This is a genomic window from Marinomonas sp. (assembly GCF_965225885.1).
Lineage (GTDB): Bacteria > Pseudomonadota > Gammaproteobacteria > Pseudomonadales > Marinomonadaceae > Marinomonas.
In genome coordinates this window covers 2,127,216-2,151,016 of sequence record NZ_OZ245329.1, presented here as the reverse complement: position 1 = coordinate 2,151,016, position 23,801 = coordinate 2,127,216, and the positions used below count along the sequence as shown (strand labels likewise).

Annotated in this window: 21 protein-coding genes; 10 read left to right on the top strand and 11 right to left on the bottom strand. The window is 45.5% G+C overall.

The window, feature by feature from the left end; translation table 11 throughout:
- Window positions 1-95 precede the first annotated feature (95 nt).
- From ACO05V_RS10180 to ACO05V_RS10145, 8 genes are all read left to right on the top strand, one after another.
- On the top strand, window positions 96-1,925 hold the full coding sequence (locus tag ACO05V_RS10180; RefSeq protein ID WP_421850540.1) for an ABC transporter permease: 1,830 nt from the start codon (window positions 96-98) through the stop codon (window positions 1,923-1,925).
- Between the two features lies 1 nt (window position 1,926).
- Entirely contained in the window at window positions 1,927-3,156 is a 1,230-nt protein-coding gene (locus tag ACO05V_RS10175; protein WP_421850537.1) for an ABC transporter ATP-binding protein, read from the top strand.
- Window positions 3,157-3,180: 24 nt separating this feature from the next.
- Window positions 3,181-4,299, top strand: coding sequence for an ABC transporter substrate-binding protein (locus ACO05V_RS10170; RefSeq protein WP_421850533.1), 1,119 nt, complete (start codon window positions 3,181-3,183; stop codon window positions 4,297-4,299).
- Between the two features lie 96 nt (window positions 4,300-4,395).
- The gene (locus ACO05V_RS10165) at window positions 4,396-5,259 is read left to right on the top strand and encodes an inositol monophosphatase family protein (RefSeq protein ID WP_421850530.1); all 864 of its coding nucleotides are present in this window, start codon (window positions 4,396-4,398) and stop codon (window positions 5,257-5,259) included.
- Between the two features lie 53 nt (window positions 5,260-5,312).
- Complete coding sequence (locus ACO05V_RS10160) at window positions 5,313-5,948, top strand: dual specificity protein phosphatase family protein (protein ID WP_421850527.1); 636 nt, start codon at window positions 5,313-5,315, stop codon at window positions 5,946-5,948.
- The gene (locus tag ACO05V_RS10155; protein ID WP_421850524.1) at window positions 5,945-6,964 is read left to right on the top strand and encodes a substrate-binding domain-containing protein; all 1,020 of its coding nucleotides are present in this window, start codon (window positions 5,945-5,947) and stop codon (window positions 6,962-6,964) included. The genes ACO05V_RS10160 and ACO05V_RS10155 overlap by 4 nt, the downstream gene beginning before the upstream one ends.
- Before the next feature lie 107 nt (window positions 6,965-7,071).
- Window positions 7,072-7,485 carry an acyl-CoA thioesterase gene (locus tag ACO05V_RS10150; protein ID WP_421850521.1) on the top strand — a complete coding sequence of 138 codons (414 nt, stop codon included), beginning with the start codon at window positions 7,072-7,074 and terminating at the stop codon, window positions 7,483-7,485.
- 140 nt (window positions 7,486-7,625) lie between these two features.
- A complete protein-coding gene (locus tag ACO05V_RS10145; RefSeq protein ID WP_421850518.1) occupies window positions 7,626-8,699 on the top strand; it encodes a DUF748 domain-containing protein in 1,074 nt (357 codons plus the stop codon).
- Between the two features lie 77 nt (window positions 8,700-8,776).
- Here the strand turns inward: ACO05V_RS10145 and iolG are convergent, their stop codons facing one another.
- The 9 genes from iolG to ACO05V_RS10100 all read right to left on the bottom strand — a co-directional run bounded on the left by iolG (window position 8,777) and on the right by ACO05V_RS10100 (window position 20,416).
- A complete protein-coding gene (iolG, locus tag ACO05V_RS10140) occupies window positions 8,777-9,775 on the bottom strand; it encodes an inositol 2-dehydrogenase (RefSeq protein ID WP_421850515.1) in 999 nt (332 codons plus the stop codon).
- Between the two features lie 222 nt (window positions 9,776-9,997).
- The gene (gene iolB / locus ACO05V_RS10135; protein ID WP_421850512.1) at window positions 9,998-10,825 is read right to left on the bottom strand and encodes a 5-deoxy-glucuronate isomerase; all 828 of its coding nucleotides are present in this window, start codon (window positions 10,823-10,825) and stop codon (window positions 9,998-10,000) included.
- 20 nt (window positions 10,826-10,845) lie between these two features.
- On the bottom strand, window positions 10,846-12,366 hold the full coding sequence (locus ACO05V_RS10130) for a CoA-acylating methylmalonate-semialdehyde dehydrogenase (protein ID WP_421850509.1): 1,521 nt from the start codon (window positions 12,364-12,366) through the stop codon (window positions 10,846-10,848).
- Window positions 12,367-12,419: 53 nt separating this feature from the next.
- Window positions 12,420-13,352: a myo-inosose-2 dehydratase gene (gene iolE, locus ACO05V_RS10125; protein ID WP_421850506.1), complete on the bottom strand. Its 933-nt coding sequence runs from the start codon at window positions 13,350-13,352 to the stop codon at window positions 12,420-12,422.
- Between the two features lie 60 nt (window positions 13,353-13,412).
- The gene (gene iolD, locus ACO05V_RS10120; RefSeq protein WP_421856931.1) at window positions 13,413-15,275 is read right to left on the bottom strand and encodes a 3D-(3,5/4)-trihydroxycyclohexane-1,2-dione acylhydrolase (decyclizing); all 1,863 of its coding nucleotides are present in this window, start codon (window positions 15,273-15,275) and stop codon (window positions 13,413-13,415) included.
- A complete protein-coding gene (locus tag ACO05V_RS10115) occupies window positions 15,275-17,233 on the bottom strand; it encodes a bifunctional 5-dehydro-2-deoxygluconokinase/5-dehydro-2-deoxyphosphogluconate aldolase (protein WP_421850503.1) in 1,959 nt (652 codons plus the stop codon). The genes iolD and ACO05V_RS10115 overlap by 1 nt, the downstream gene beginning before the upstream one ends.
- The gene (locus ACO05V_RS10110) at window positions 17,230-18,396 is read right to left on the bottom strand and encodes a Gfo/Idh/MocA family protein (protein ID WP_421850501.1); all 1,167 of its coding nucleotides are present in this window, start codon (window positions 18,394-18,396) and stop codon (window positions 17,230-17,232) included. The genes ACO05V_RS10115 and ACO05V_RS10110 overlap by 4 nt, the downstream gene beginning before the upstream one ends.
- 11 nt (window positions 18,397-18,407) lie before the next feature.
- Window positions 18,408-19,205: an ATP-binding cassette domain-containing protein gene (locus ACO05V_RS10105; RefSeq protein WP_110573690.1), complete on the bottom strand. Its 798-nt coding sequence runs from the start codon at window positions 19,203-19,205 to the stop codon at window positions 18,408-18,410.
- Between the two features lie 53 nt (window positions 19,206-19,258).
- Window positions 19,259-20,416 (bottom strand): ABC transporter permease, encoded by a 1,158-nt coding sequence (locus ACO05V_RS10100; protein ID WP_421850498.1) that lies wholly within the window; start codon window positions 20,414-20,416, stop codon window positions 19,259-19,261.
- A 471-nt stretch (window positions 20,417-20,887) separates the two neighbouring features.
- Between ACO05V_RS10100 and ACO05V_RS10095 the strand changes: the two genes are divergently transcribed.
- Entirely contained in the window at window positions 20,888-21,847 is a 960-nt protein-coding gene (locus ACO05V_RS10095) for a sugar ABC transporter substrate-binding protein (RefSeq protein WP_421850496.1), read from the top strand.
- Window positions 21,848-22,021: 174 nt separating this feature from the next.
- A complete protein-coding gene (locus ACO05V_RS10090; protein ID WP_421850493.1) occupies window positions 22,022-22,882 on the top strand; it encodes a MurR/RpiR family transcriptional regulator in 861 nt (286 codons plus the stop codon).
- Here the strand turns inward: ACO05V_RS10090 and ACO05V_RS10085 are convergent.
- Window positions 22,879-23,298 carry a GNAT family acetyltransferase gene (locus tag ACO05V_RS10085; protein ID WP_421850490.1) on the bottom strand — a complete coding sequence of 140 codons (420 nt, stop codon included), beginning with the start codon at window positions 23,296-23,298 and terminating at the stop codon, window positions 22,879-22,881. The two genes, ACO05V_RS10090 and ACO05V_RS10085, sit on opposite strands and share 4 nt — an antisense overlap.
- A 16-nt stretch (window positions 23,299-23,314) precedes the next feature.
- A complete protein-coding gene (locus ACO05V_RS10080; protein ID WP_421850487.1) occupies window positions 23,315-23,782 on the bottom strand; it encodes a DUF2127 domain-containing protein in 468 nt (155 codons plus the stop codon).
- Between the last annotated feature and the right edge of the window lie 19 nt (window positions 23,783-23,801).

Sequence of the window (23,801 nt, the reverse complement as noted above, 5' to 3'; positions counted from 1 at the left end):
CAAAACTTTTTTGCACATACGTGCAAAATGTCATCGGTTTGTCATAGAGGAAGATTATTGTTTAGAAAATTAAATACACCTCTAGGGAATAACCTATGTCCACCCTGCTCAATGCAACAGAGCAAAAGAAGCCAAACCTTTGGCGACGCGCAAGGCATTCATTTGCAGTTGCTCGACATGAACCCGCTAATTTAATTGGTTTGGTTCTGGCTATTTTCTTTGCTTATTTGATTCTTGCACCTGTGCTCTCGATTCTAGTGGATTCCTTTATTGTGCAATCTGGAGACGAAGCAAGAACCCATCAGGATGAAGGCAGTTTCACCTTCTACTATATTGTACGAACGCTGTATTCACGCATTTCTGAAATCCTCTTATGGCAACCGCTATACAACACCTTAGCCATTGCCGCTGGCACTGTGGTGTTCTCAATGAGTATCGGAGTGGCGCTGGCGTGGTTAGTGAATCGTACCAACATGGCGGGACGAGCTTGGTTCGCCACGGCGCTTATTGTGCCTTTTATGTTACCGACATGGACGTTTGCTCTCGCTTGGACAACGATTTTTAAAAACCGTACCGTTGGCGGTCAACCCGGTTGGCTAGAGTCCTTAGGCATCACCACATCAAACAGTGTGGCTTACGGCTATTTTCCTATCGTGTTTATATTGGTTTTGCATTACACACCATTGGTAATTTTGATTGTGGGCAATGCGTTACGTCGTCTTGATACACAAATGGAAGACAGCGCTCGTGTGCTCGGTGCGCCTTCTAGAGTGATCGCTTTTTCCATCGTCTTACCCTTGATTCGCCCTGCGTTAATGTCGGCGGCTTTATTGATATTTGCCGACTGTATTGGCGAGTTCGCGGTGCCATATATTTTAGGTTTACCAGTGCGATACGACACATTAGCGACCGGACTGTATCGCGCCTTAGACACTCGTCAAAACGGTGTGGCTGCGGTGATTGCCGCGGTGATTATGATCATTGGCGTAATTACTTTGCTGATCGATGTTCGCATGATGAAAGAAGCCCGCCGCTTTGTCACTGTCGGCGGTAAAGGCAACATGGACAGACTACGCAAACTGGGTCGTATGCGTATACCAGCGTCTGGTTTTGCGGGTGCCTTTGTAATGATCGGGGTGGTTCTGCCGCTACTGACCCTGTTCTTATCCACCATCATGATTTTGCCCGGTCGCTTTACGCTGGAAAACTTCACCTTTGATTATTGGATCGGCAGCAATTTAGACACAGTGGCCCTTCGCAACGGCATCTTGCTAACACCAGAATTTTGGCAAGCCGCGTGGAACACTATTGTGATTGTCGGTTCGTCTTCGATGATCTCTGGCGTCTTAGGTTTGCTGGTCGGTTATGCGGTATTACGTTGTTCATTCAAAGGCGTCGGTTCTTTCTTACGCCAAATTACCTTCTTGCCTTACTTGGTTCCCGGCATTGCCTTTGCGGCAGCGTTTTTATCTCTGTTCGCTGTGGCGCGTGGCCCGATTCCAGCTCTGTATGGAACACCACTGATTCTCATCATCGCCCTCGTCGCGGAAAAAATGCCCTTTGCAAGCCGATCTGGCATCGCAGCCATGACACAACTAGGCAAAGAACCCGAAGAAGCCGCGCGTATTGCCGGTGCCAATTGGTTTAGCCGCATGGGCAAAATCATTATCCCAATACAAGCTGGACCATTGGCAACGGGCATTTTGTTGCCTTTCATTTCCGGTATTAAAGGCGTCAGCCTGTTCATTATCTTGGCGATTCCATCCACCGATGTTCTCACCACGTATTCACTGCGTTTACTCGATTACAACTATGACCAAGCCGCCAACGCGGTGGTCTTGATGATTGCGCTTATCGCTTGGCTTGGCACCGTATTGATCCAAAAGATCTCCGGTACGGGTTTGGCTCAAGGTCTGGAGAATTAATATGCCTACTATCACATTAACCAACCTCACAAAATGCTACGACGGCAACACAGAACCTTCTGTCAATAAGGTCTCGCTGACAGTAGAAGATGGCGAATTTATGTGTTTGCTCGGCCCTTCTGGTTGCGGAAAAACCACGATTTTGCGCATGATTGCCGGTATCGAGCATTCCACCAGCGGCGAAATTGCCGTAGACGATTTAGTGGTTGATTCGGTTCATCAGTCTTGTTTCATTCCACCCGAAAAGCGTCGTATTGGTTTAGTCTTCCAAAACTATGCCCTTTGGCCGCACATGACAGTGGAACGTAATGTGGATTTTGGTTTGCGCCTACAAAAAGTCCCCGCTCAAGAACGCAAAGAACGTTGTTTAGATGTGATGAGCAAGCTACGTATTCTTGAATACGCAGACCGTTATCCGTCTCAATTGTCTGGCGGTCAGCAACAGCGCGTTGCCTTAGCGCGCATGCTGGCAGTGAATCCGGGGGTTTTGCTATTGGACGAGCCATTATCAAACCTTGATGCGACTTTACGTCTGGAAATGCGCGCCGAGCTGCGTCGCTTACATCAAACCTTTGGTACGACCATTATTTTTGTCAGCCACGACCAATGGGAAGCCATGACGCTTGCCAATACCATTGCGGTGATGAGCAAAGGTCAGCTGCAACAAATCGGTACGCCAGATGAAATTTACGCCGAGCCAAGCAATCGCTTTGTGGCGGAGTTTATCGGCAACCCGAAAATCAATCTGATCAAGCTAGAAGATTCCAATGCCGAGGCAATAAACATTGCGAAGCACATTCAAGCGAGACGATTGGAAGTTGACAACGCCAAAGTGTGCGCCATTCGTCCAGAAGAAATCATTCTGACCGACAGCGCCAACATTAATACCTTGCCCATGACCATCGAAAACATCATGCCCACTGGTGGCAGCTGGGTGATTGAACTGAGTTTCGGTGAAGACCGATTATTCCACTCCACTCAGTCTCGCCCAAAATGGCGTGAAGGCGATCAGGTAAATGCTTATTTGCCGACACCATCACTGCATTTTTTTGATCACCATGGCAACCGACTTGTGCTCTCCGGTAACGGTAGAGACTTCGACAATTTACTGCTCAGCTCGTCTCTATCTAATTCAAGAGACGCTAATTCAAGAGACGCTAATTCAAGAGACGCTAATTCAAAAAACGCTAATCAGAAACACACCAATCAACCCTACGCTAAACAAGCATAAGCTAAACTTAAAAAGGAAACTGTTATGAACTTCCCGATGAAAAAAAGCCTTCTTGCACTGAGTGTTAGCTTAACAGCCCTCGGTTCTATTTCAGCTTCAGCCGCAGACTCATTTGACCTTCAAGCATTAATCGCGGCCGCCAAACAAGAAGCGCCGTTGACTGTGTACGATTCAACAGGAAAAATCGTTAAACAAGCCGAGTCCTTTAGCAAAAAATACGGCATTCAGGCAACGGGCATCAAAGCCAAAGCGTCGCAAATTCTAGAAATCGTCAGCCGTGAAGCCAAAGCCGGTAACGTCAAAGCTGATGTCGCGATTCTTGCCGATGCGCCTGCAGGTATAGAACAGCTTTTATCAAAAGGTTACGTGACAAGCTGGGTGCCGACCGATTTAGCCGAACACATTCCAGCCACCTACCAAAGCCCACTGACCGTGGTTTTGGCACCCAACATTTGGGCCTATAACACAGGACTTTACGATACCTGTCCAATTACCAATATTTGGCAACTGACCAAGCCTGAATGGCAAGGTAAAATCGCCATGCAAGATCCGCTTGGCAAACCATCTTACACAGACTGGTTCAACCAATTAGCTACACATCATGACAAATTAATGTCCGATGCCTATCAAGCAGAATTTGGCAAACCATTAAAAACCAATGAAGACAGCGCCACCGCAGCATTTGTTAAAGCCCTTGCAGAAAACCGCCCACTGGTTACCAGCTCAGACACCGAAGCAGCTAACGCTATCGGCGCGCCAGATGTTAAAGACAGCTTTGTCGGCATGGTCAGTGCTGCCAAATTTAGAAACAACAAAAATGGCATGAAACTAGGCCTTTGTGCCGACATGGTGCCATTTAGTGGTTGGAGCTATCCTGGCTTAGGCTTTATCACCACAGGAACAAAAAGCCCTAACGCCGCGAAATTGTTTATTCATTACATGATGACAGCCGAAGGCATCGCGCCACAGGGCGTAGATGGTAAAATGTCCACCAACCAAACCGTTAAACTGCCAGATAACGAACCGTCAGGCATTGATAAAGTTCGAGATCAAATCATGGGCTACGATGCCTCTACGGCAAAATCAGATTGGGAGAGCCGTCAGGACTGGCAAGATCTTTGGAGCCTAAGCTTTAAAAATTAAGCAAGAGACAGCTTCAGTAATAACGAAAATGAGATCAGTTAGGACGAAAAAACGCTTAGCTGATCTCAATCCAACATTTTAGAAAAGGATCCATCTTTGACGCCCAACAACATCAAAAAAAGCGAACTAGAAAAACGCGAAGCCGCCCTGCACTCTATCACGCTAACCGCAGGAGCATTGGCATTAGAAAGCTATCGCGCCAGACAACCCGGTGATTTCACCATGAAAGGCCAGCAAGACTTTTTAACCGAAGCCGATGCACTGGTCGAAGAACATATCCGCCACGCTATTTACAACCTTTTTCCCGAAGATGGATTGCTTGGCGAGGAAACAGGAGGCTCAGTCACCAATGCGTCTCTCTGGGTAGTTGACCCGATTGATGGCACCGCCAACTTCGCCCGCGGCATCGATCATTTTTGTATTTCAATCGCCTTTGTACATAACGGCGAGACGTTACTCGGGGCGATTTATAATCCAGCGACGAACGAAATGTACTTAGCTCGCAAAGGCCAATACGTTACCAAAAATGGTCAAGCTCTACGTGTTTCCAACATAACTGATACCCACAGCTCATCTTTTGAATTAGGCTGGTCAACACGAGTCCCAGAATCGGTCTACTTAACCATCATGAAATCTTTGTTGACAAGCGGCACCAATATTCGCCGTGGTGCTTCTGGTGCATTGGCATTAGCTTGGGTGGCTGAAGGACGAACCGACGGTTATGCAGAATCGCATATGAACGCATGGGATTGCTTAGCAGGCTTACTCATGGTGCGAGAGGCGGGAGGACGTACTGGGGCTTTCCCCAAAACGCATGCAGATATTATTCACGGCGGGCCAATTCTCGCGGTCGCACCCGGTGTTGCAGAACAATTTTCCCATGACACAATGATATCGCTTGCAGCTAAGTCAATGTTAGCTGAGACCAATACCGCGCCAGAACTTGAACACACACTATAAAATTTTGCGCATTCACACATTTACCTTTTTAAAGAGTAAGAAAAGAGAAAACAATGACATCTGAAAAAGTAAAAAAACGCTACCCTCGCCCGCCAATGAGCCTAATTGAGAGTAATATTCCTGGCTGGGGAGTGGATATTTATATTGGCGGTTCTACCAGTGTGGCAGACGCAGAGCTACTTAAAAAACATAATATAAAAGTAGTGCTTAACTGCGCGATAAACCTAGATATTGACCTTGTAAATTCGCAAGAACCTAACCCACCAGAACACTTACTAAAACATGGTTGGGCTCCTGTTCGATATTACAAAATTGGCATGATCGATGGCCAAGGAAACCCAGAGTCCATGGTATTAGCAGGTTATCACTTAATGCGTTCAGCACTGGATCAAGAGCTTCCTGATAAGGCGTCTTATAAAGTTCGCGAAAAAGGCAACATTTTGGTGAATTGTCGCGGTGGTCGCAGTCGCTCAGTCACTATAGTTGCCCTATTTTTGCATTTAGAATATCCAGATCGTTACCCGACTCTGGATTCTGCCATTGCACATATTCGTGAGAAGCGTGAGCTTCATCCAGATGAATGGTTTGAAACCCCAAAACCGGCTTTGATCCACTTAGCAGAACGCGCCGCCAGCATGGAGAAAATGCTGCGAGAGGCAGGCTTTGGTCAGGACATGAAAAAGAAATGACACAGCAACGACCGAAAAACATCGCCAGCGCCGCAGAAGTTGCCAAACTCGCTGGCGTTTCTCGGTCCGCTGTTTCTCGCACCTTTACGCCCGGAGCAAGTGTTTCTAAAGACACTCGAGAACGCGTAATAGCGGCCGCGAAAGAACTGAATTATCACGTCAATCATCTTGCCCGTGGCTTATCCAGCGAAAAAAGCCGACCTGTTTGTATTCTAGGCGCCAACCTGAATGCCCCTTATCAAGCCAGCTTGCTCGACGCCCTCACCCAGCGCTTGCAATTGGCTGGTCGAGCCGTGATGGTGATCAATACTTCTGGCGGCGAAGCCAGTGCCGATGCGGCGTTACGTCAAACGTTAAATTATCGCGCCTCAGCAACCATTGTTTTATCTGGCACGCCGCAAACCACCTTGATTGAGACTTGTGTACAAAGCGGGCAACAAGTCATCCTTGTTAACCGTGCTGGCCAATTTGAAGGCACCGATCACATCAGCATAGATTACCAATCTGCCATGGCCGACGCTCATCATATGCTGCTTCGAGCGGGCTGCCAGAAGCTTGCGGTTGTGTCGTCAACGATTCAATCCCCTAGTTTATTGACTCCTGAAAACCTGTTTATTCAAGCCGCCGAAGACGCCAAGCAAGCTTGCACCTTGTTGCGAGCAGGACCAACCAGTTACCAAACTGGCGTAGACGCAGCACGACGTTTATTGGCTTCTCGCGACAGACCCGACGGCATTTTTTGTGTCACCGATCTAATCGCTTGTGGCTTTATGGATGTAGCCAAAAATGAGTTTGGTCTACGCATTCCAGAAGACATCTGCATTGTCGGATTCGATGACATAGAACAAGCCAGTTGGCTCGGCTATCAACTCACCACATTCGCACAACCACTTGGCGCAATGGCCGATGCCATTTCAACATTACTGGAAAACGCCTCTGACAAAGAACGCAAAAAACAACACCTCATATTTCATGCTCCACCCGTGTGGCGACACACTGTGCGTCCAAGTGCTTGATAGCTATTCAAATTCGCTGTTAGTAAAGTCGAGCGATTTTGTTATTTGTTTCCTGCTAAAAGCATCGTAACCTTTTTCGTTCGAGTTTTTATGTGGAGAAAAATAACATGCTCAATAAGACACAAATAAAAGTACGCGGATATCATTTAGACCTTTTTCAACACGTCAACAACGCCCGTTATTTGGAATTTATAGAAGAAGGCCGCTGGGCGTTTTTTGATGAGTTTTTCGATAAAGACGACTGGATGCAACAAGACCTTGTTTGGCCTGTGGTCAACATCAACATTAATTTTAAATCTGAAGCCAACTTCGGTGATCTTCTCGAAGTACAAACCCGCTACGCTAAAATTGGCAATCGCAGCATCACCATGAAACAGACCATCATTAACGTACAAACCAAGGTCACAGTCGTTGAAGCCGATGTCACCTATGTGTGTTTCTCCAAAGCCGCCAAATCAGCTATTCCCTTTCCTGATGACTTCAGACAAAAAGTCGAGCAGTCTATTGCATCTTTAGAGTAGCCATAAAGCCGTTCTGATTTTTTGTATAAACAGTGTGGGAAATAAGTGCAAAGGTCGCGTATAGATTAGGGAAAGCCTTGATTTTCATTGAGAAAAATCGCTCTACCACTTAAGCTAAGCGTTAACAAGGAGACATTAGCATGAAAGCAGAACGACTGAAAAACACCATTACGTTTCTCGTAATGATCTTGAGTATTCTGATCATATTGAGGCTATATTTACCCTATTGGGCGCTTTATACAGTGAATCAAAAATTGTCCGATATGGGCGATTATTCAGGGCATATAGAAAACGTCGATATAGATCTTTATCGAGGCGCATATCAGCTGCAGGAATTGTCTGTTTCAAAAGTAAAAGGCGCACACAAAGTGCCCTTTGTTCGTGCTGACAACATAGATATTGCATTAAGCTGGCACGCATTATTTAAAGGCGAAATTCTTGCGAACCTATCCCTAGACTCACCACAAGTAAACTTTGTCGACAGTGAAAAAGCAGATAATGCACAATCAGGCAAAGGTGGTGACTGGCAAGGCGTCGTCGAAGGGCTTATTCCCATTACCATCAGCAAAATCAGCTTAAACAACGGCAGTATTGCCTTTCGAAATTTCGAATCAGAACCGCCCGTTAATATTCAGCTTACCGAGCTTCATGCAGACGTCGCTAACCTAACAAATATTACGGGACAAGATGGCAAACGTGTCGCGAGCTTGGACTTAGATGCCAAGCTTCTGAATTCAGCCTCGTTGGAAATGAACGCTGAATTCGACCCTTTTGTCTCTAACGATTTTAACATTGCCCTAAAAACAGAATCCGTTTCATTGCCTTTGCTCAATGATTTTGCCCAAATTTATGCCGGATTTGATTTTCGAGCCGGAACTGGCGAAGTGGTCAGCGAACTAAAAGCAGAAAATGGAGAGTTAACAGGCTACGTAAAACCCTTATTCAAAAAAGTCGATATTCTGGATTGGCAACAAGATGCAGTAGAAGATGGCGATGGTCTGTTCCAACTTTCTTGGGAAGGATTAAGTGGCGGACTAACAGGCTTATTTACCAACAGCGATACGAACAAAGCCGCCACCATCATCGAAATTACTGGTTCATTAAAGGATCCTGAAATTAGTGCGTTTGACGCTGTTTTAGAAGCATTGAAAAACGCCTTTATAGAAGCATTCGATAACAAATTCGAAGGGCTTAAACCAAAGAGTGATGGTTGAAACTCTCTAACATTAGACAATAAAAAAGGGCTATTCGCCCTTTTTTATTGTATTGAGTTAAACCGCCTCAATATCAATTACCAGCTCAGTGTCACCTTCTGCCCTGTTTCCAACGATTTCTGTGCCGCATCAGCAAGCATTTGTGCGCGACGCCCATCTTCGAAACTTGGGGATACCGGCTTCTTAGCGAGAACATTTTCAATGAAAGAGGTTAGCTGCAAATTATAGGCATCCACGTAACGATCAATAAAGAAGTTATAAAGTGGGTCTTGTACTTGCGTCGTGTCTTTGGTGAAGCGCGTTACCGAGGTTGGCGTTTGGTTATTTGAAATAACCATGCCTTCTGAGCCAAACGCTTCTACTCGTTGATCGTATCCATATATCGCACGACGCGATCCGTTAATGTGAATCAAGCGACCAGATTGGCTTTTCATGATAACCATCACGCTATCGACATCGCCAATTTCGGTGATCTTTTCATCCACCATAGCGCTACCAAAAGCTTGCAGCTCGACAATCTCTTCCCCCAAGACAAAACGCGCCATATCGAAGTCATGAATGACCATGTCACGGAAAATACCACCAGACGATTTCAGATACTCCACTGGCGCCATGCCTGGATCACGACTGGTAATGATAATCTGCTCTAACTTACCAATATTGCCATCTTGCGCCGCTTTTACTACTGCCGCATGGCTTGGGTCATAACGACGGTTAAAACCAATCTGAATCGGCACCCCACAATCTTTAATTTGCTCTAAACAAGCGTTCACCGTGGCCGTGTCCAAATCAATTGGCTTTTCACACAAAATGGCTTTACCTGCTTTAGCCGCTTTAATAATCAGCTCCACATGGGTATCTGTACTGGTTGCAATCAACACAGCATCGACTTCAGGATCCGCTAAAGCCACTTCTACGCTATCAGCAACCTGAGCACCGGTGGCTTTGGCTACCGCTTCCGCCGCTGGCGCATACACATCAAATACATATTTTAAATTCGATTGTGCAAACGCCTGAATATTTTGGGCGTGCATTTTTCCGATTCGACCGGCGCCAAACAAAGCAAAATTCAACATAGTTTTATCCTTAGGTTTATTTTTTTTATACAAGGCGACTATTAGACTTGTAGATATTGTTAAGTTGTTGAAAACACTTTCAAGCAAGCGACGTTACAAGCGAAGCCAAGACGAGGCAAAAATAGACGAGAAGGCGGAGTTTATGGGTTATAAATGAGCAATTCGAGTCTATTTTTAACAAAGTATTAGCGAGCGCAGTAGTCGCCCAAAGGTTCACACCTTTTAAAGCTGTTTATCTCTTTCAATAATCCAAGCATGATCCGGATCATTATGAAAAATCCAATTACGACTTGGCCCCGCCATAACGTTCAGATAATAGGATTGATAACCATGAGGCACACCAACTGGATGATAACCTTCTGGCACCATGACGAGATCACCGTCTTCCACGGCCATGGTTTCGTCAATGCTTCGGTCATCCGTATACACACGCTGGAAAGCAAAGCCTTGTGGCGGATCAATCTTGTGATAATAAGTTTCTTCCAGCTGAGTTTCAGCAGGCGCCGCATCGGTATCGTGTTTATGCGGCGGATAGCTTGACCAGCCGCCACTTGGCGTAATCACTTCACAGACTAACAAGCTGTCAGCGGGTTCGTTACCGAATAAGATATTGCACACATGGCGAGTGTTGCTGGTGACGCCTCGCGTTTCGTATTGGCATTGCTCCGGTGTGATCAATTTCGCTTGGAATCCACCTTTGCCTGGTGCCTTACAAAAAGCCACTTCCACATCGGTTATGGCTTCAATACGAATCTCGTCTTGCGCTGGCGAATACACCGAATAGGGTGCTTTTTGCTCGAACACACTCATACGATCACCAATGTTTTGCCACGCTTCCTGCTTGGTACTGGCATTGGCTTTGCCCGATAAGATCACGGCACACACTTCATCGGTTTCGGTTTGAATCGCAACAGACTCTCCAGCTTTAAGCTGATGTGCTTCAAAGCCAACATACTGCCAATTGGCACTTTCTGGTGTCACTAATTGAGTTTGTGACTGCCCTGCTTTCTGATTTTTTTTACTGAGTCTGTTTTTACTTAATAAGGACATATTAAAAACCTCGAAACTTATTATTTCATGGTTGGCATTGAAAACTCAGCGCCTGCCCGTAAACCCGTTGGCCAGCGCGCGGTAATGGTTTTCATGCGAGTGTAAAAACGTACACCATCTGGCCCATGCATATGCAAAGGTCCAAACAAAGAACGCTTCCAACCACCAAAACTATGGAACGCCATCGGTACAGGGATGGGCACATTTACACCCACCATGCCGACTTGAACTTTCTCGGTAAACTGGCGAGCCGTATCACCATCTCGAGTGAAAATCGCGGTGCCATTACCGTATTCATGTTGATTGATGAGTGCCAAGCCTTCTTCATACGAATCCACCCGCACTACACACAAAACGGGACCGAAGATTTCTTCGTCATAAATTCGCATGCCTGCTTTCACATGATCAAACAAAGTTGGTCCGACAAAATAGCCTTGCTCGTGATTTTTACGCACAAAATCACGGCCATCCACCACCAAAGTTGCGCCTTGTTCAACACCTGAAGTAATGTAATCTCGAACCTTTTGCGCATGTTCTTTGCTGATTAGCGGCCCCATGTGTGGCTCTTCTTCAATGCCAAATTGTTTGTACAAACCCGGCCCTATCGTCATGGTAGAAATTTCTGTTTTCAACTTGGTAATCAAATTATCAGCCACGTCATCACCAACACACACAGCAACCGAGATCGCCATACAACGCTCTCCAGCAGAGCCGTAAGCCGCGCCCATTAGTGAATTCACCACTTGATTAGGGTCCGCATCAGGCATCACCAACATATGGTTTTTTGCACCACCTAGAGCTTGAACACGTTTGCCGTGAGCACCAGCCGTGGCATAAATGTATTCAGCAATTGGCGTAGAGCCAACAAAGCTCACCGCTTGAATGCGTTCGTCAGTCAACAAAACATCGACCGATTCTTTATCACCGTTAACCACGTTAAACACGCCGTCTGGCAAACCCGCTTCTTTTAATAATTCAGCAAGACGCATAATGGTGCTTGGGTCTTTCTCAGACGGTTTCATCACGAAGGTATTGCCGCAGGCGATGGACACAGGGAACATCCACATGGGCACCATGGCGGGAAAATTGAATGGACTAATACCTGCACAAACGCCTAGCGGTTGCATCAAGCTATAACTATCAACGCCTCGTCCTACATTTAGGCTGTGTTCACCTTTTTGTAGATGAGGAATACCACAAGCAAATTCCACCACTTCCAGACCACGAGTCAATTCGCCCATGGCGTCGGAATAGACTTTGCCGTGTTCGCTGGAAATCAATTCCGCCAACTCATGGCTATGTTGTTCTACCAAGGCTTTGAACTTAAACAGTACACGAGCGCGATTTAATGGCGTCACCTGAGACCATGTCTCAAACGCGGTTTGTGCAGCAGCAATCGCACTCTGTGTTTCTTCTGCAGTGCTCAAGGAAACCTGCAATGACACATCACCCGTTGCAGGATTAAAGACCTTTGCTTGGCGTGAGGAAGCACTTCCTACAGTCTGGTTATTGATGAAGTTACCCATGACGTTATTAGACATTTTATTCTCTCTTCTTTCTTATCTCTTAAAGTAGGTGAATGACCAGTGCCTGATTAAAAATGAAAACCGGCCTTTTCTAAATTCGCCGACAAATACTCGTAGCCTTTTGTCGCATACGTTAATGGATGCGCAATAGCAGGATCTTGCTCCGCCTCCACCACAATCCAGCCGTGATAATCGGCTGCTTTCAGTACTTCAAAAATTGGAAAATAATCAATGCTGCCGTCACCGGGTACGGTATAAACCCCATCCAGAACCGCGTTCAAAAAAGCACTGTCGCGATTAAGGTTGTCTTGCAAAACCGCCGGGCGAATGTCTTTACAGTGCACATGTACAATACGTTTGGCGTGTTTTTTCGCCATCGCCAAAGCATCGCCTCCCGCAAAGGTTATGTGTCCGGTATCCAACAATAAACCCACATTGTCGCCCGTCATCTGCATAAGTTTATCGACTTCTTCCGCGGTTTCGATCACGGTTCCCATGTGATGGTGATAAGCCATTTTTACGCCTTCCGACGCCATATAGTCTGCGACTGCCGTCATGCGTTTTGTGTATTCCTCCCACTGACTTTGGGTCATACGTGGACGTTGTGACAAAGGCATTGATTGGTCGCCATGAACACAACCACTCACCTCGGCAAATACCATGACGTTAGAACCCAAGGCCTTTAGTAGATTAAGGTGATCCTGCATGGCAGCAATTTCGTCTTCCACGCTACGTTCTAACAGGCGTGCGCTGTACCAGCCAGATACCAAAGATAAGTCGTGTTGCTTGAGGATTGGTCCAAGCACACTGGCATCACGGGGAAATTTGTTACCTAACTCAACGCCGCTGTAACCTGCCTGACGCGCTTCGCTCAAGCACACTTCTAGCGGTGTATCGGCACCTAACGATGGCAAATCATCGTTGGTCCAAGTCAGTGGGTTAATACCAATTCTGATCTTTGATTCCGTTGTCGCATTGTTATTTTTATTCGTGCTGTTCATGAAGTTGCTCCAAGATCTAAGTTCTTTTTTCTACTTTCTATTTAAAAGTGAAAGTTATAATTAATAAGGTTGCTGTTGTTTGGCTATTTTGTACTGACGCTCGGCATCGACCACTTGCTCACGGCTCGATACTTCTGGCACTGCCACATCCCACCAAGCACCACCTTCTTGTGTACTTGGCATTGGGTCCGTATCGATAGCAATCACATAGGTTTTGTCACTGGCTTTTGCTCGCGTCAGAGCTTGTTCTAAATCGGCAAGACAAGCGACTTGTTCGGAATTTGCCCCTAAGGCTTTGGCATGAGCGGCAAAGTCGGTCTTTGGTGCGCCGGCTTCTACGGCATGGCAGTGCTGTAATAAATTATTGAATGATTCACCGCCACAGGCTTGTTGCAAGCGATTGATACAGGCATAACCACGGTTATCCAAAACAACAATAATAAGCTTCAAACCCAACATCACCGACGTGGCGATTTCAGAGTTCAACATCAAATAACTGCCATCTCCCACCATCACAATCACTTCACGTTCTGGTGTCGCCATTTTCACACCAAGGCCACCCGCTAGCTCATAACCCATACAGGAAAAGCCATATTCCACGTGATAACCAAGGTCTGACGAAGTACGCCACAACTTGTGCAATTCGCCAGGCAAACCACCCGCTGCTTGCACTAAGGTACTGTTAGCGTTTGCTGTGCGATTAATCACACCAATCACATTCGCATCGGTTGGCAAATAGTTATGATCGCTTGCTTGTTTTGGCAAGGCAGTAACTTGATCCACTGCAGTGAGCCAATCAAGATTCAAGGCTTTCACCTTATCAGTCCAAGTCGTAGGTGTTTGGTAACCATCAACCTCGGCCAATAACTCTTGCAGTGTTACCTTTGCGTCACCGATTAAAGGCACGGCATTGTGTTTTTCTGCATCAAAAGACGTTATGTTGATGCTTAATAAAGTGTGATCTGGATTAGCAAACAAGGTACGCGACGCTGAGGTAAAATCTTGCAAACGCGTGCCAATCGCAATAATTAAATCCGCTTCTTGTGCCGCCGTATTCGCAGCGCTTGAACCAGTCACGCCCACCGAACCAAGGTTAAATTCATGATCCCAAGGCAATGCACCTTTGCCTGCTTGTGTTTCACAGGCGGGAATATGGCATTGCTCAATCAAAGCAGTCGCTTCTTCAAGTGCTAAGCTGTAATGCACACCGCCACCGAGCAAGATCAGTGGTTTTTTCGCCTGTTTAATCGCAGCAACCGCTGTCGCCAACTGATCAACATCGGCGCGATTTCGACGAGGTTTATGAACTTTTTTCGCAAAGAAACTAACTGGGTAATCAAATGCCATGGTTTGCACATCTTGCGGTAATGCTAAGGTGGCAGGTCCGCAAGTAGCTGGATCTAACATGGTATTGATCGCCACAGGTAAGCTGGTAATCAACTGTTCTGGTCGATTGATTCGGTCAAAATAACGCGATACAGGACGAAAACAATCATTCACCGACAAGGTCGGATCATTAAAATGTTCGACTTGTTGCAATACTGGATCTGGCGTTCGCGTAGCAAATACGTCACCCGGTAAAAACAATACAGGCAAACGATTCGCCATCGCCATGCCAGCGGCGGTTACCATGTTAAGCGCTCCCGGACCAATAGAAGAGGTACAAGCCATAATACGTTGACGACGATGTTGTTTAGCATAAGCGCAAGCCGCTAATGCCATGCCTTGCTCATTATGCGCTCGAAAGGTCGTGAACTCGTCTTTGACTTGAGCCAAGGCTTCGCCCATCCCAGCCACGTTGCCATGACCAAAAATGGCCCAAGCCCCACCAAACAAAGGTACTTCCACACCATCCACCACAGTGAATTGCGCCTGCAAATGTTTGACCAAGGCTTGTGCCATTGTTAAACGTATTGTGTCCATCATGCCTCCTTCCTTTTCATCATCTGGCTGTCGTTTCGCTGCTGCCACAATGCACTCATTTCTAAGTAGTTTTGCGTTACACGCTCAACGAGCACGGCATCATCAATGTCTTTTCTTAGCCAAGCTTTTACCGGTTCAGAAAATAGCGTTCGACCAATGGCAAAGCCCTTACAAATGTCTTGCCCTGCGGCTGCTTCAAAACCTGCTTTTAGTGCATCCACTGGCGCATCCAATCCTAACAAAACCACACCGCGACAATACGGCGCTCGCGCCTTGATCAAGTCGCTAATGTTTTGCCAAGCGGCTTTGCTCGGTGATGGCAGTTTCCACCAATCAGGAAATACGCCCAAGTTATAGAAACGTTCAATTGAACGAGACAAGGTATCGTCTTTTACCTCGGATCCCACCGGCGGAATGATCTCCACCAGCAATTCATGGCCCGTTGTGCAGCAAGCACGATACAGATCCATGACCTTTTGCTCTTGTTCATTACGCAAACTGACTTCATCATCTGGATGATAAAACACCAAGCATTTCACAATATGGTTGGCTGGCCATGTTGCAATCGCTTGCCCGACGTTATTGCCTAGTTCAAAACGCAATGGACGGCTGCTGGGTAACTCAACAGGTCGAGCGATCCAAAAATCTTTGCCGGTAATGTCATTCAAAACGTCTTGGGCAAATGTGCCATCAGCCAAGATTCCTGTGCCGCCGACTTTACCTTCTAAAGCTGAAGCCCCTTGATAAGCAGCTTGTAGAATCAATTTTTTTGCTTTCGATATTTGTGACAAAGGTGCGCCCGCTTCACGGCACATATCGACAAATTGGCGTCGATGATCGAACGCCAAAATACACATGTCTTGCCATTCTTTTGTTGGCTCTTCACGCAACATGCGCTGAGTCGTGACCCGATGCAAATAGTTTAGTATAGGGTCCAGATCAGGTCTTGGAATGTCATTGCGATTGGCCAAGTAATAGTCCAGCTCTTCTAGACTAGGCATAGCAGGCGAACAGCCATGGCGAGAAACCACAATCGCTCCGCAAGCATTAGCATAGTCACAAGCATTTTCCGTCGCTTCACCTGGAATCCAGCCACGCAAATAACCACTCATAAAGGCATCGCCAGCACCTAGCACATTCAGCACATCCACAGTGACACCGTAGCGAGTAATGCCTTCGTCCAAGGTTTCAGGAATCTCACCTTTAAAAACAGAACATCCTAGAGCACCACGCTTCACCACAAACTCCGCAGAGGAGACTTTACGAATACGCTTTAAACATTCAATGGTGTCTTCACAGCCACCAGCAATATGAAACTCTTCTTCGGTTCCTACTACCAGATCGCACAAAGGCATAATAGACAACAAATGCTGAGTGACAGAGTCATTTGATACAAAACGGTTTTCGCCTTCGCCCTTGCCGGTTAAGCCCCACAATACAGGTCGGTAATCGATGTCGACCACGACTTTTGTGTTATTAGCTTTGGCGTATTTGATCGCTGTTCTAGCCGCTTGATCTGTGCCTTTGGTTGAAAAATGCGTACCGGTAATCAGCAAGGCTTTTGCTGAGGCGATGTAAGCCTCATCAAAATCGCTTTCACTGATCGCCATGTCCGCGCAGTTTTCACGATAAAAGATCAATGGAAACGTATTTTTGTCTTTGATACCAAGCAACACCAAGCCGGTTAAACGCTCTTTGTCCGTGACGACATGAGAGACATCCACACCAGCTCGCGCGAGCTCTTGGCGCACAAAGCGCCCCATGTGTTCATCACCCACACGGGTTAGCATCGCAGACTTCAATCCCATTCGAGAGGTTCCAAAGGCGATATTACATGACGAACCACCAAGGTATTTTTTGAAACTGCTCACGTCTTCTAATGGCGCGCCAATTTGTTCCGAATAGAGGTCAACCGCAGCACGCCCTAAGCAAATAACATCCAAATTTTTATTATTCATCTGTGATCCCCATCGTATTGCTCCACCTCGACCCACGCTCTTTTATCAACGGATTCCACCACGCTGTCGAGAATGATATTGACCTGAGTCGCGGCACGAAAATCTGGCCATGAAGGAGCATCGTTAACAACACCTTGAAACAAGTCTCGAATTTCAACGGCTTTCATATCGTTGAAGCCCAATCCATGACCCGCCGACACACAAAAAGCTTGATAATCAGGATGCTCCGGCCCCACTAAAATACGTTTAAAACCTTGGGTTTGAGGGTTGCCCTCAGCGATATACAAAGACAATTCCGATAAGGTTTCTTGGTCAAAAATCAAACTTCCTTTGGTTCCTGTAATTTCGAACGACAAACCATTTTTGCGACCCCACGCGATACGTGACGCTTCTAATGTACCTTGAGCACCATTGGCAAAGCGCACCATCATATGAGCTTGGTCGTCGTTTTCGACTTCACCAACACCCGATTTCGAATCGTCTGACGTTTGAGACAATGGACGTTGTTGATGAACAATTTTTAAATCGGCACACAATGACGTGATCGGTGCGACAAGATGAATAGCCAATTGCACAAGGTGTGAGGCTAAATCATTTAGCGCTCCCGTTCCCGCAAATTGCTTTTGTAAACGCCAACTAAACGGTAAGTTCGCGTCGGCAAGATAATCTTCATTAAAGACACCACGAAAATGCACCACATCACCGATATCACCACGAGCGATTAATTGCTTGGCAAATTGCACCGTTGGATTCTTAATATAATTAAAGCCAACCAATGTTTTCACCCCAGCCTTTTCTGCCGCCTCAGTCATTTCTTTCGCATCATCAGCGTTTAGAGCCAACGGCTTTTCACTGTAAACATGCTTGCCTGCGGCAATAGCAGCGAGGGCAATTTCTTTATGCAAAAAGTTCGGCGCACAGATATCAACCACATCAATATCAGCATCGTTAATTAAGCTTTTCCAATCACCGGTTGAGCGGTTAAAACCTAATTCCAATGCTTTCGTTTTAGCTAATTCTGGCGTGGCATCGGCTAACATCTCGCAGTGCAACTGACCTTGAGGAATCGCAAAAGCCGCCATCGCATTTCGGTAAGCAATCGCATGGGCTTTACCCATGTATCCAGAGCCAACCAAACCAACACGCATTTGTTTCGTTGTCATGATGTCGTTCCTTATGCGGTGGCATCCAAGCGGCTAAATTCTTCTAACTCAGCCGTGAGTTCATCTAGCTCCTGACCACCCGCCATCATTTCCAATACATCTTCGCGGCTAACTTCGGATTTCATAAAGGAACCTAGACTCTGACCACGATTCAATAAAGTAAAACGATCGGCAATAGGATAAGCATGATGGACATTATGAGTAATCAAAATCACCGCCAACCCTCTGGCTTTGGCTTTCGCCACGACCTTCAAAACATTGGCAGATTGCTTCACACCAAGGGCCGCAGTGGGTTCATCAAGGATCAGCACCTTGGCACCAAAGTGAATGGCACGAGCAATCGCTAAACACTGCCTTTCCCCCCCTGACATAGTACCAATCGCTTGGGAAGGGTCACGGACATTAATGCCCATTTCGGCCATGCCTTTTTGAGCAATTTGATTAGCGGTTTCAATATCAAAACGCTTAAAAATGCCGCGCCCTTTGGTGATTTCTCGCCCCATAAAAAAGTTACGTGTCACACTCATTAAAGGCACTAATGCAAGATCTTGATAAACGGTCGCAATACCTGAATCAAGGGCTTCTACTGGTGATTCGAACACCACTGGTTTGCCTTCAAACAAATACTCACCATCGCTTGGTGCGTGAACACCTGCTAGGGTTTTGATCAAGGTGGATTTACCAGCGCCGTTATCACCTAGCAAACAGTGAACTTCACCCAGTTTCACCTTCATGTCGATGTCTTTGATGGCAATAACTGAACCGAAGTAGCGGCTCACTTTTTTTAATTCAATAATAAATTCGCTCATTTTGTTCTCCTAAATTCTGATTCTAAAAAGTCAACTCGAGTACGGGCTCGCCGCTAATGTCGGGCCTCTGTTACCTTTTTACGAATGTAGTTATTGAACAAAACCGCGATTAACAACATGGCTCCCAAAAACACGCGGAACCAATCTGAATCGATACCGGTGAAGAAGATGCCCATTTGTACGACACCAAAGATCAAGGCGCCAAAACACGCACCAATGACTGAACCATAACCACCGGTCAGTAACGCACCACCGATGACCACAGCAATAATGGCTTCGAACTCTTTTAAAACACCGCGGTCAGCGGATGCGGAACCAAATTCAAACACCTGACAAGCCGCGTAAACCGTTGCGGTGAATGCCGTAAACATGAACAAAGAAATTTTGACTTTATCAACTGGCACACCAACGTTTCGCGCCGCTTTGTCATCGCCACCCGTCGCAAAAATCCAGTTGCCGTATGACGTGCGCAATAGAACCCAGCTTGCGATGACGGCTAGGAATACACACCAGACAATCACCATAGGAATACCTTCCACCACTGGAGTGCCATCGTCGTAAGAACTAATAAAACCAATGTTGGCAAACCAGACAAACAGGCTTTTGCCTATCACCCCGCCAAACAAGGCTGCCAGCCAATCTCCATCAACGTATTTGTCGATACCACCTACTATGGTGCGATTAGTGAATAGAATAGACAGCGCGATGGTCAAACCGCGCAACATGAAAAGGAAAGCAAGACTAACAATAAAAGAAGGCAAACCAGTTTTAACAACAATATAGCCATTCAAAAAACCGATAAACATTGCGCCAGCAAAAGCAAACAGGATAGCGCCCCAAATCGGCCAGCCCCAATAAACTGCGGGAATTGTCATCATCATGCCAGCGAAACCAATCATCGAACCAATCGACAAATCGAATTCACCCGCAATCATCAATAGACAGGCACTAATAGCAATCAAGCCTAATTGCGCTGATACGGTTGTCCAGTTCATGATGCCATCTGAGGCAAACATACCGGAGTCTCCAGCAGTGATAAAAAAGAAAACAAATACCAATACTGCACCAGAAATCGCCCCAAACTCAGGACGATGCAAAAGTCGCTTCCAAGCGGGAACTTTACGAATTCGCTCATCTCCAGCCGATTTTTCTTCTGTTGAGTTATCTTCTGCCATTTTAGATAAATCAACCGATTGAGTTTGATCAGTCATAGCGTCACACCTTACTTTTTTATATTTATTTTTTGTGATTTCTAACCATGCTCTAGCGAGCAGTCCTATTTTCCTAACAACTCGTTACTCCTCTAACTCTCGCACAAGTTGCTTTTTATAACCTACTCAGTAACACGATAGAGCTTAATGTCTTTTCATTTCAACAATGGAATCATAATAGAATATATGTTTCATTTTATTCAATAGGCAAAATAAAAATTTACATTAAATACAAAAAAAACTGCCTTATAAACCTAGATAAATCGTCAAAAAATAACTATAAACCCTTTAAAAAACAAACAAATAAAAGAAAACCGCCACTTCAGAATAAAAAATTTCAAAATATTGCAATTGTGAAATATTCATTCTATTATCATTTCAATTCTGATTAAAAATAGATCAGAAGTTGTGTTTGCTAAATCCAAAAATAAGTAATAACAAAAATAATTAAACGAAACGGAGATAGTCGTAATGAAGAAATTTCTTAAAAAAAGCACAGCCATATTAGTCGCTGGTGTTGCAACTCTGGGCGTTATGTCCATGTCCACAGTGGCTCACGCTGAAGGTGAACGTTATGTGTTCATTTCCCATGCACCAGATTCTGACTCGTGGTGGAATGTCATCAAAAACGCCGTTAAAACAGCTGCATCCGATATGAATGTCACTGTGGAGTATCGCAATCCACCAACAGGTGATTTAGCCGATATGGCGCGTATTGTTGAGCAAGCCGTTGCGACTAACCCAGACGGTATTGTGCTTTCTATCGCAGACTTCGACACTTTAGAAGGCCCACTAGAAAAAGCCACTAAGAAAGGCATCCCTTTCATTACTATGAATTCTGGTACACAAGAACAATCCAAAGCATGGGGTGCGTTATTGCATGTGGGTCAGCCTGAATTTGCGGCTGGCTTTGGAGCAGGTCAACGAGCTAAAAAACAAGGTGTAAAATCTTTCTTGTGTGTTAACCACTACATCACCAACCCAGCGTCGGTTGAACGTTGCATGGGGTTTGCCAAAGGCTTAGGTGTGGAATTAGGTAGCCAGATGATTGACTCTGGATCAGATCCGACCAACGTGGAAACCAAAGTATCGGCTTACCTTCGTAAGAATCCAAATACTGAAGCAATCCTAACTTTAGGGCCAACCTCAGCTCATCCAACGTTGCGAGCCTTGGAAAAAAACCGCAATCTTAAAGGCATCTACTTCGGTACTTTTGATTTGAGTGGAGAAATCTCGGCAGCAATTAAAGATGGTCGTATTAGTTACGCTATCGACCAACAACCTTTCCTACAAGGTTATTTGCCGATTAGCTTCTTAACGCTTTACACCCGTTATGGCTTGATGCCAAGTAACGATGTGAATTCAGGTCCTGGCTTCATTACCAAAGACAACATCGCTCTTGTTGAAAAATACGCAGGTGAATTCCGTTAATTCAATTTAATCAAAATAGCCGAGGTCATGATTGATCTCAACACAACCTCTCATCCAGCGGCAAGGCTTATCTAGCTTGTCGCTGGCTGAGAAACCAATAAGTATTTACAACGAAATATCGCTATAATGCAAACCGTTAAATAACTATCTAGATCTCAATTTAGGAGCCATTTTTTGGGCGCACCAACATCTCTTGACCAACTACAGCAAGCCATTAGTCGAAACTACGACGACTTAAGTAAACGCTTACAACAAGTGGCGCGTTTTTTACTAGAGCATCCCAATACAGTTGCCCTAGAAACAGTGGCAAGTCTGGCAGAGCAATGCGATGTCCCACCTTCCACATTGGTTCGTTTTGCGGCAGCTTTTGAATACAACGGCTTTAGTGAAATGCAAAATTTGTTTCGGCAAGCGCTCGTCGAACAGACATCCAGCTATAGCGAACGGGTTAAGTTAAGCAAAAGCACCCTCAGTACCACGATTGATGCCTCGCATATTCTAGAAGAGTTCAGCAGCAGTAATGCGTTCTCGATGAACCATATGAACCACCACTTCTCTCAAGAAATGCTCAACAAAGCGGTCGACTTACTCGAAAACGCGCAAAATATTTACCTCATTGGCTTACGCCGTGCTTTCCCTATTTCAAGTTACTTTGCGTACAGCTTGAGGCATCTAAATAAAACGACTCACCTTATTGATGGCGGCGGCGGCATGTTAATTGAACAAGCCAGCAATATTCGTGAAAACGACGTAATCATTGCTACCGCATTTAGCCCTTATGCCAAAGAAACCATTAATGTCAGCGAATATGCTTTCAAAGCAGGCGCACAAGTCATTGCCATAACTGATAGCAAGATCAGTCCGTTGGCAGCACTGTCAGACATTTGTTTTGATATAAAAGAAGCGGAAGTATTGGGGTTTCGTTCGCTCACTTCCTCTATGACATTGGCTCAAACCCTACTCGTCGCTTTGGCATACCGACTGAACAGTGACGGCAAGATGGGCGATACTAAACAAATAGAATGGAAACATTAGTTATCGTGTTCGAAGCGCTTTCCTAAGCTAACAACTGAATCATTGCCGTAACCAATCGCATTGTAAAATGCGATGACGGTTTGATTCGTATTACGCACTTGCAGGTTAATTTTAGGGCAACCTTTGGCCATAATTAACCCTTCAACTGCTTTCATAATGGCTTGTCCATAGCCTTTTCTTTGATGATCTGGGCTAACGGCTAAATAATTAATCCAGCCACGATGACCTTCATACCCTCCCATTACAGTGGCGACTAGCTCATTATCAACAATGCCAACAAGAAACAAGTCAGCATCCACCTTCAGTTTTCGATCAATATCTTTATGCGGGTCGTTCTGAGGTGCCACCAAACCGCATTGATTCCATAGAGCAATCACCGCTTTTCTGTCTTTTTCTTCAAATGGACGAATAATCATATAACTTAAATTTCTCTTATTTGGTAGTCATCGCTAGAGTTTTTTCTCCTCGCTTTAACACCCAATATAAGTAAGCAACAACCATCAAGTTAAACAAGAGTATTGAGACATTAACTAGGTTGGTATTTTGATAAATAGCGTAGAGTTCAAAGGGGATATAAAGCGAACCACTGATAAAGGCGAACCATTCCGTCCAGCGTAGTTTGTGCCACAACCCATACGCTATGACAAAGCGAAAGCTGGCATACATCAACGAAATTGAGATAACTAATACATGATCTTGCTGAGTCGCTCTCTCAACAAAGGTTAACAGTAAATCAACATAATAGTTGCTTGGCGAAATAGGCCAATTTCGCATTACCTGAGCGGCAAGTTGATGAAGGTCTTGCTTAGCAATTGCATTGACGCTCAGTGCCAAGCATAAAGCCAACACACCTTTTACCCCATCGATTAACGCAATCGCTTTTAAACCTTCGAACTTCATAAATACAACTTCTTTTAAA

Bases quoted from the DNA above. Each gene is read 5' to 3' on its own strand.
- ACO05V_RS10155 (WP_421850524.1), top strand. From the start codon at position 5,945: ATGACACAGCAACGACCGAAAAACATCGCCAGCGCCGCAGAAGTTGCC.
- ACO05V_RS10080 (WP_421850487.1), bottom strand. From the start codon at position 23,782: ATGAAGTTCGAAGGTTTAAAAGCGATTGCGTTAATCGATGGGGTAAAA.
- ACO05V_RS10170 (WP_421850533.1), top strand. From the start codon at position 3,181: ATGAACTTCCCGATGAAAAAAAGCCTTCTTGCACTGAGTGTTAGCTTA.
- iolE (WP_421850506.1), bottom strand. From the start codon at position 13,352: ATGAACAGCACGAATAAAAATAACAATGCGACAACGGAATCAAAGATC.
- iolB (WP_421850512.1), bottom strand. From the start codon at position 10,825: ATGTCCTTATTAAGTAAAAACAGACTCAGTAAAAAAAATCAGAAAGCA.
- ACO05V_RS10100 (WP_421850498.1), bottom strand. From the start codon at position 20,416: ATGACTGATCAAACTCAATCGGTTGATTTATCTAAAATGGCAGAAGAT.
- ACO05V_RS10175 (WP_421850537.1), top strand. From the start codon at position 1,927: ATGCCTACTATCACATTAACCAACCTCACAAAATGCTACGACGGCAAC.
- ACO05V_RS10105 (WP_110573690.1), bottom strand. From the start codon at position 19,205: ATGAGCGAATTTATTATTGAATTAAAAAAAGTGAGCCGCTACTTCGGT.
- ACO05V_RS10150 (WP_421850521.1), top strand. From the start codon at position 7,072: ATGCTCAATAAGACACAAATAAAAGTACGCGGATATCATTTAGACCTT.
- ACO05V_RS10095 (WP_421850496.1), top strand. From the start codon at position 20,888: ATGAAGAAATTTCTTAAAAAAAGCACAGCCATATTAGTCGCTGGTGTT.
- iolG (WP_421850515.1), bottom strand. From the start codon at position 9,775: ATGTTGAATTTTGCTTTGTTTGGCGCCGGTCGAATCGGAAAAATGCAC.
- ACO05V_RS10145 (WP_421850518.1), top strand. From the start codon at position 7,626: ATGAAAGCAGAACGACTGAAAAACACCATTACGTTTCTCGTAATGATC.
- ACO05V_RS10110 (WP_421850501.1), bottom strand. From the start codon at position 18,396: ATGACAACGAAACAAATGCGTGTTGGTTTGGTTGGCTCTGGATACATG.
- ACO05V_RS10115 (WP_421850503.1), bottom strand. From the start codon at position 17,233: ATGAATAATAAAAATTTGGATGTTATTTGCTTAGGGCGTGCTGCGGTT.
- ACO05V_RS10160 (WP_421850527.1), top strand. From the start codon at position 5,313: ATGACATCTGAAAAAGTAAAAAAACGCTACCCTCGCCCGCCAATGAGC.
- ACO05V_RS10085 (WP_421850490.1), bottom strand. From the start codon at position 23,298: ATGATTATTCGTCCATTTGAAGAAAAAGACAGAAAAGCGGTGATTGCT.
- ACO05V_RS10180 (WP_421850540.1), top strand. From the start codon at position 96: ATGTCCACCCTGCTCAATGCAACAGAGCAAAAGAAGCCAAACCTTTGG.
- ACO05V_RS10130 (WP_421850509.1), bottom strand. From the start codon at position 12,366: ATGTCTAATAACGTCATGGGTAACTTCATCAATAACCAGACTGTAGGA.
- iolD (WP_421856931.1), bottom strand. From the start codon at position 15,275: ATGGACACAATACGTTTAACAATGGCACAAGCCTTGGTCAAACATTTG.